This window comes from Kitasatospora sp. NPDC048545 (genome assembly GCF_040651155.1).
Taxonomy (GTDB): Bacteria; Actinomycetota; Actinomycetes; order Streptomycetales; family Streptomycetaceae; genus Kitasatospora.
Window position 1 is genome coordinate 69,850 of record NZ_JBEZIQ010000047.1, and the last position, 7,307, is coordinate 77,156.

A 7,307-nucleotide genomic window follows, 5' to 3' on the forward strand; every position below is an offset into this window, starting at 1 on the left:
GTCCGGTCCGGGGGCCGGCCCGCTTCCGGCCTGGACAACGGCCCGTGCCGGGGCGGCGGGTGACGGCCGTGGTGAACAAGTCGGCTTTGGGGTGCGACAGTTCGCCGATCTCGGGCACCGTCGGCGACCGGTCGATCTCAGGACTCGACCGCCGCCGGGCGGCCGGGGGCGCCGACGGCGGTCCGGTGACCGGACCGGTAGCGGCCCGGGGTCGTGCCCATGACGTCGGTGAACGCGGCGATGAAGCTGCTGGGGCTGGCCCACCCGCAGGCGTAGGCGGTGCGGACGGTGTCGTGGCCGTCGGAGAGCAGCACGAGCGCGTGGTGGACGCGCAGTTGGGTGCGCCACTCGTAGAACGTCATGCCGAGCTCGGTGCGGAACAGCCGGCTGAGGGTGCGGGTGCTCGCCCCGATCCTCGTGCCGAGTTCGGCAAGCGTGGAGTTCTCCGCCGGGTCCTCGTACAGCAACCGGGAGACGGCCCGCAGCCGGTCGTCCCGAGGCTCCGGCAGGTGCAGTGCCTGCTCGTCCGCTTCGTGGAGTTCGTCGACGAGGACGCGCAGCAGGCGGGAGCGCGCGGAGCGGGTGCGACCGGGCGCGGCGTCTGCGTCGCCGGGGGGCCGGGTGAGGGCGAGCAGGACCTCGCGGGCGAGGGCGGACGCCAGGAACACGGCGGGACGGTCCGGTACCAGCCGGGCCAGGGACGGCGGGAGGAAGACGATCCGCATGTCGGTGTCGCCGTGGGCGCGGTGGTGGTGGGTGAATCCGGCCGGGGTCCAGGCGACCCGGTTGGCGGGGACGACGGATGTGCCGCGCTCCGTGTGCACCGTCAGGACGCCGTCGGCCGCATACACCAGGTGCCCCCGGTCGTGCGACTGCGCCGCGCTCGCGGCACCGGACGGCCAGAGGTGACGCCCGCCGGAGGGCCACACCTGTGACGTCACGGCGGCGGTCCGGGAAGGTTGGCGGCGAACAGGCATCGGTTGGCATCGTACCGGTCGCACGCCACCCCCGGGCCCGGTGAGACTTCCTGCAGGCCGAGTGGCCGTCGGTCGCCCGCAGCGCCCGACGCGCCACACGGCGTCCGGGCGGTGTGCCTCGATGCCGCGGTCCGAGCGAGAAGGAGACCCGCATGACGACGTTCGTCCTCGTTCCCGGCGCCTGGAAGGGCTCCTGGGCGTACGAGGCGGTGGTCCCGCTGCTGGAGCGCGCCGGGCACACCGTTCACGCCCTGACCCTGACGGGTCTTCGGCCGGACGACGACCCCGCGACGGTCGCGACCGCCAACCTCGACACGCACGCCGACGACGTGCTGCGGCACCTCGACCGCCATCACGTCACCGGCGCGACGCTGGTCGGCCACAGCTACGCCGGGATGGTGGTCGCGGCCGCCGCCGACCGCGCCGACGGCCGGATCTCACGACTGGTGCACCTGGACGCCTACGTGCCGCACGACGGCGATTCGTGCTGGTCGGCGACGAACGACCACTTCCGGGGCGTGTTCGCCGTCGGCGCCGCGGCCACCGGCCACGCCGTCCGGCCGCCGGCCGGCGGAGATCCCCGCCGCCGGCCCCACCCGCTCGCCTCGTTCCTGCAGCGGATCCGGCTCACGGGCGCGCACGACCGGATCCCCCGGCGGGAGTTCGTCTACTGCGCGGGGTGGGAGGACCGGACGCCGTTCGCCGACCTCCGTACCCGCCTGCGGGCCGATCCCGGGTGGCGGGTCCACGACCTCCCGACCGGCCACGACGCGATGCACGAGGACCCGGAGGCGGTCGCCGCGATCCTGCTCGACGGGTGAGGCACGGACGCGGCGAGGTAGGACGCGGTGAGGCACGGACGCGGTGAGGCACGGCCGCGGCGAGGCACGGCCGCGCGGGTGTGGTTATCGTGCCGGTCATGACTGCTGATGTCCCGAGTGATGGTCCGCGCCGCGAAGTCGCCCCGAGGGGTGCGCGGTTGACCGATCCGGCGTGGCTGGTGAACGCCGACCCCGAGCAGGTCGTCGCGGCGCTGGACGGCGCCGCCGGACCGGAGGAGGCGGCGGCCGCCGCCGTGTACCGGACGTCGGGGCACCTGCACCGCGAGTCCGGCGCGCCGGTGCGGCGGCAGCTGCTGGCGCTGGACGCCGCCCGGCACGGCGACCGCGAACTGGCCCGCAGCCTCGCCGCGGTGGCGGTCGGTCACCAGGACGCCGACGACCCCTGGGCCGTGCAGTGGGCGACCGGGACCGACGTGGACTCCCGGCTGCGCCACGCCCTGCCCGCACCGGCCGAGGTGGGCGTGGTGGCGACCGTCGTCGTGGCGGACCGCGGGCTCGCGGTCGCCGGCTGCAAGGACGGCACGCTGCACTGGTGGGACCCGGCCACCGGCCGGAAGCTCGGCACCGTCGCGACCGGTGACACCGACGCGGTGCGGGCCCTGGCGACGGCGGTGCTGGACGGCCGGCCCGTCGCCGTCACCGGCCATGCCGAAGGGGCGGTCCGGGTGTGGGACCTCGCCGAGGGGGAACCGGTCGCCACGTACCGGGGCGCCGACGACTCCTGGGTCAACGAGCTCGCCACCGTACCGGTCGAGGGCCGTCCGGTCGTCGTCAGCGCCGGGACCGACGGCGTCCTGCGGGTGTGGGACCTGGCCGCCCCCACCGGCAGCGACGAGCTCCTGACCATACCCACCGGCTTCGCGGGCGCGCTGGCGACGGCCGTGGCGGACGGCCGGCCCGTCGCCGTCACCGGCCACAACGACGGAGTCGTCCGGCGGTGGGACCTGACCACCGGGCGTGAGCTGGGCGTCGGCAGCGACGCCGACGCCGACGCCGTGGATGCCGCCGGTGTCACCTCCACGGATGATGACGACGACCACGGGGGACGCGGCTGCGCCACCCTGGAACTCAACGCCCGGACGCACGTCCTGGCGACGGACCCGGTGTCCGAGTCCCCGCTGGCGGTCAGCGCCAACGCCTACGACTCCTGGGTCTGGGACCTCGCCACGGGCGAACAGGTCGGTGGACCGGGCCCGGGATTCGTGGAGGCGGCGGCCGTGCGAGTGCTCCGGGGCCGCCCCACCGCCCTCGTCGCCGGCGGTGGCGGGCCGGTCCAGGTGTGGGACCTGTCCACCCACCGGCACCTGCGCCTGCCGCTGATCGGCCACGCGGGGACGGTCCGGGCAGTGGCGACCGCGGTGGTGAAGGGGCGTCACCTCGCCGTCACCGGTGGCGACGACCGCTCGGTGCGCGTCTGGGACCTCGACGGCGAGCGGGTGGGGGCCGGTCGGCCGACCGGTCACGCGGGGCCCGTGCACCGGGTCACCACGGCGGTGGTGGACGGCCGTCCCGTGGTCGTGACCGGCGGGGCGGACCGGCTGGTGCGGATCTGGGACCTCGACGGCGGACAGCTCGGGGAGCCCCTGGCCGGCCACACCGGGGCCGTGCACCTGGTGACCACGGGAACGGTCGACGGGCGCCCCGCCCTCCTCACACGTGCCTCCTCGGAGGCGGTGCGGATCTGGGACCTCGCGAGCAGGGAACCGCTGCACGGCCGGACGACCAGCGCGTACACCAGCTCGTCCATCGACTTCTTCGCCACCGTCGAAGGCCGCTTCGTCGCCGTGACCTGGGAAGGCCGGGTGTGGGACCTGACGGCGGGCGCCTGGATCGGCGTGCAGCCCCGGAAGCGCGGCGCCATGGCCCTGGAGGAACTCGACGGCCGCCCCGTCGTGCTGACCGGGCGTGGGACGGACACGGCCCACCTGTGGGACCTGGCCACGGGCGAGCCGCTGGGACCACCCCTGACGGGACACACCGGCCGGGTGCAGGCCGGTGCGGTGGGGACGCGGGACGGCCGTCCCGTCGTTGCGGCCGGCGGCGACGACGGAACGGTACGGGTGTGGGAGGCCACCACGGGGGAGCAGACCGGCGGGTACACGTTCCCCGCCGGTATCCGCGGCCTCGCGGTCGCCCCGGACGGCCGGTTGGTGGTCGCCTTCGGCTCCGACCTCGCGGTCCTTGCCCACCGCTGACCGCCCGCGGGCCCGTCGAGCCGGCCGGTGCCCGCCCGCAGGCCCGCTGCCCCGGCCGGTGCCCGCCCGCGAACCGGACCGGCCGGGGCGGGCGGAACCGGGAGCCGGTGTGCGCCCGGCGACCGCACGCGGCTGTACCGGACCCGCGCCGACGCGGGCGTGCCCTACCCGGCGGGGCGTTCGGCGCGGGCGGTGAGGCGTTCCCAGTTGCGGTGGCCGATGTCGGCCTTCTGGTCCTCGGTGAAGGGCGCGTTCTCCAGGAAGGAGCGGGCCGCGCCGTTGCTGGTGTCGACGTAGGGGAAGCCGCCGGGGCGGAAGCCGTAGGTGAAGGGGTAGTCGGTGGAGTACAGCATCCGGTCGGTCCCCATGACCTCCGCGGTCCAGCGCAGGTACCGGGGGCTGTTGGTGCCGCTGCCCGCGACCCAGAAGTTCCTCCTCCAGTAGTCGGCGAGGGGCTGCCTCTGGCCGCCCGCCTCGGCGAAGAACCCGACGTGGTCGAGGTGGAACATGACGATCTCGCCCCAGTGTCCGGCGATGACCTGCAGGCCGGGGAAGCGGTCGAAGACGCCGGAGAAGATCATGCGCAGGTACTGGAGGCCGAGGTCGTAGTACCAGCCGATGCCGGGCCCGGCCAGGATCGGGCCCATGGCGCCGAGGTCGGAGTAGTAGGCGTCGAGGACGGGCCGGACCGGTGTCTGCGGGTGGAAGTGCAGTGGCACGCCGAGGCGTTCGGCGGTGGCGTACAGCTCGTCGTTGTCGGGGTGGTCGGCCGGCTTGTCGCCGGTGCGGCCATACAGCATGGCGCCGGGGAAGCCGAGTTCGGCGACCGCGCGCTCCAGTTCGGCCGCCGCGGCGGCGGGTGACCGGGTGGGGATCGCGGCGAACGCCTGGTACCGGTCGGGGCGGGAGGCGACGATCGCGGCGAGTTCGTCGTTGGCGTCGCGGGCCACGGCGACCGCGTCCGCCTCGGGCAGGTCCTGCACGCCGGGTGACGACAGGGAGAGCACGGCGACGTCGATGCCCTGGTCGTCCATGTGGGCCAGGCGCTGCTCGCCGACCTCGTGCAGGTTCTTCGCGACGGGGCTGTCGCCGAAGCCGCGGGCGGGGGTCCGCGGCGATCCGGCCCGCTGGTAGGCGGCGAAGACGGAAGGGACGACGACGGTCTCCTCCAGGCCGATGATCTTGAAACGATCGGGCACGGGTCGCTCCTCACGATGGTTCCAGTGGAATCGGCTCGACGGTATCATCGATACTATCGATGGAAACGCCAAGGCGGGATCATCGGTATTCACGGCGATATCGCCCGATGGTTACCATTGATCATGGACCTGGACCCCGTGTGTTCGTTCCCCGCAGGTCCTTCACCGGCCTTCGCCGGGAAGGCTCGCCAGTCACACAAGAAGATCGGACGGGCTGGTGTCGGAGGGGGATGCCGCACCCGATCCGGTTCCCGGGTCCGGAATGTCGCAGCGATCTGTCGGATATCTGGCGATACCGCCTCTGAGCTGCGAATTCCTGGTGGCAGTCGACGCTGCGGATCCCCTAGAGTCGGCGCGCCCGCCCCGGTCGGGGTGGTGGCGTACCGGCGCGCGCGGTCGAGCGCGCGGCGATTTCCAGGAGTTGACGATCTGATGGTGTGTCTGGCGTGCGGGGCGCGTCCTGCGGGGACGGACAGCGGCCGCTGCTTCGGCTGCGCGGAGGCGGTCCCGGGGTGGGCGGCGGCGCTGCGACCGGCGAACGGCCTGGCCGTGGCGGTCTACGCCCTGCTGGCGCTGAACGCCGCGGTGTCGGCGGTCGCGGTCGCCGTCGACCTCTGGACCGACGTGCTCCTGGGCCGGGCGCTGGACGGGTCGGGCAACGTCAGCGCCGACGACTTCGACGTCACGCACTCGCTGGCGCGCGTGCTGGACGGCGTGTTCCTCCCGTTGGTGCTGGCGACCGCGGTGGTGTTCGTCGTCTGGTTCTACCGCATCCGTCAGAACGCCGACCTGCTGCTGCCGAACGGGCACCGGCTCGGCCGCGGCTGGACCATCGGGTCCTGGATCACGCCGGTCGTCCTGCTCTGGTTCCCCTGGCAGCTGATGGTCGACTGCTGGCGGGCGAGCGCGCCGCTGGACGCGGAGGGACGGCGGCGCACGCCGTCGGAGGCCGTGGTCGCCCTCTGGTGGGCCACCTGGATCGGCGCGATCGTCGTCAACCGGATCGCGGGCTCCATGCTGCCTCACGTGGACCTGTCGGACCTCGGTGATCTGGAGGACCTGCGCAACACCATCCGGGTGGAGGCCGCCGGGTCGGTGCTGCGGCTGGTCGCGGCGGTCGCGGCGATCCTGGTGGTCAACCGGCTGACGGCGATGCAGCAGGCCCGTCGGGCCGGGATCAATCCGATCGCGGCGATGGCCGCCCAGGAAGCCCGGACCCGGGCGGTGGTGTCGGCTGCTCCGACTCCTGCTCCGGCTGCTGCCGCAGCACCCGCCGCAGCACCCGCCGCAGCACCCGCCGCCGCGCCCGCTGACGCCGCGTCGACGGGGCAGTCGCCCGCCTGACGGCGTACCGGGCAGGCCCGGCCCCGCCCGACTGCGCGCTCCGGTCGGCGGGCGGGGCGGGCGGTCAGGCCGTGGGCGGGGTCCAGTCGGCGGTCAGGCCGGACTGGGCGAGGACGGTGGAGAGGCTGTACCTGTCCTGGTCCGAGGCGATCCGGCAGGGCTGCGGGTCGAGGGCCGGGAGGGTGGTGGGCAGGTCCTGGTAGAGGGTGACTGATCGTTTTTGTACGCACGAGGGCGTGGTCGCGGCGCGCGCAGCACGGGAGGTGGTGATCCGTCACGGGCGCACCGGGTGGTGCTCGCTCGGGCGCGGGCCGGGGCCGGGGCGCGCCCGCGCACGTCCGCGAGCCCCGCGGGGCCGGGGGGTTCGGCTCGCACGGCCGCGGGGACGGACGCTGCACGGGGCCGGTGTACGCGGGCCGCCGAACCGGTGCGGCGGCCGGTGCGATGCGTGCCAGGACCTCACGGGCGCCAGCGGATCCGGCCGTCGACGGTCGGCGGCGCACCGTGATCCGGTCGGCGGCGCACCGTGATCCGGTCGGGGCCGGGTGACCGCCAACGGCAACCAGCTGGGCATCCGGTACGGCACCGGCGCCGCGAACCAGGTGTGGCACGTCCCCGTCTGAGCCTCGCCTGCCCCCGCTGCGCACCCGCAGGCGCCACGAGGGCGCCATGACGGCAGGCCGGGCCGGCTCCGGGGCCCGGAGGCGGGCCGTGACACCGGTCGTCCCGGTGCTCCTGTACCACTCGGTC

The 7,307-nt window shown here is 74.7% G+C and carries 5 protein-coding genes; 3 read left to right on the forward strand and 2 right to left on the reverse strand.

What is annotated here, in order from left to right; translation table 11 throughout:
* Positions 1-137: 137 nt before the first annotated feature.
* Positions 138-941 carry a helix-turn-helix transcriptional regulator gene (locus tag AB0D10_RS33985; RefSeq protein ID WP_360262889.1) on the reverse strand — a complete coding sequence of 268 codons (804 nt, stop codon included), beginning with the start codon at positions 939-941 and terminating at the stop codon, positions 138-140.
* Between the two features lie 188 nt (positions 942-1,129).
* On the opposite strand from AB0D10_RS33985, the gene AB0D10_RS33990 reads away from it, so the two are divergent.
* Together AB0D10_RS33990 and AB0D10_RS33995 are read left to right on the forward strand one after the other, a co-directional pair.
* The gene (locus AB0D10_RS33990) at positions 1,130-1,798 is read left to right on the forward strand and encodes an alpha/beta hydrolase family protein (RefSeq protein WP_360262891.1); all 669 of its coding nucleotides are present in this window, start codon (positions 1,130-1,132) and stop codon (positions 1,796-1,798) included.
* Between the two features lie 158 nt (positions 1,799-1,956).
* Positions 1,957-4,014, forward strand: a complete 2,058-nt coding sequence (locus AB0D10_RS33995) for a hypothetical protein (protein ID WP_360262893.1) — start codon at positions 1,957-1,959, stop codon at positions 4,012-4,014.
* Positions 4,015-4,178: 164 nt separating this feature from the next.
* On the opposite strand, the gene AB0D10_RS34000 is transcribed toward AB0D10_RS33995, so the two are convergent.
* Positions 4,179-5,213, reverse strand: coding sequence for an amidohydrolase family protein (locus tag AB0D10_RS34000; protein ID WP_360262895.1), 1,035 nt, complete (start codon positions 5,211-5,213; stop codon positions 4,179-4,181).
* A gap of 432 nt (positions 5,214-5,645) precedes the next feature.
* On the opposite strand from AB0D10_RS34000, the gene AB0D10_RS34005 reads away from it, so the two are divergent.
* Positions 5,646-6,557 (forward strand): DUF4328 domain-containing protein, encoded by a 912-nt coding sequence (locus tag AB0D10_RS34005; protein ID WP_360262897.1) that lies wholly within the window; start codon positions 5,646-5,648, stop codon positions 6,555-6,557.
* Positions 6,558-7,307: the final 750 nt, after the last annotated feature.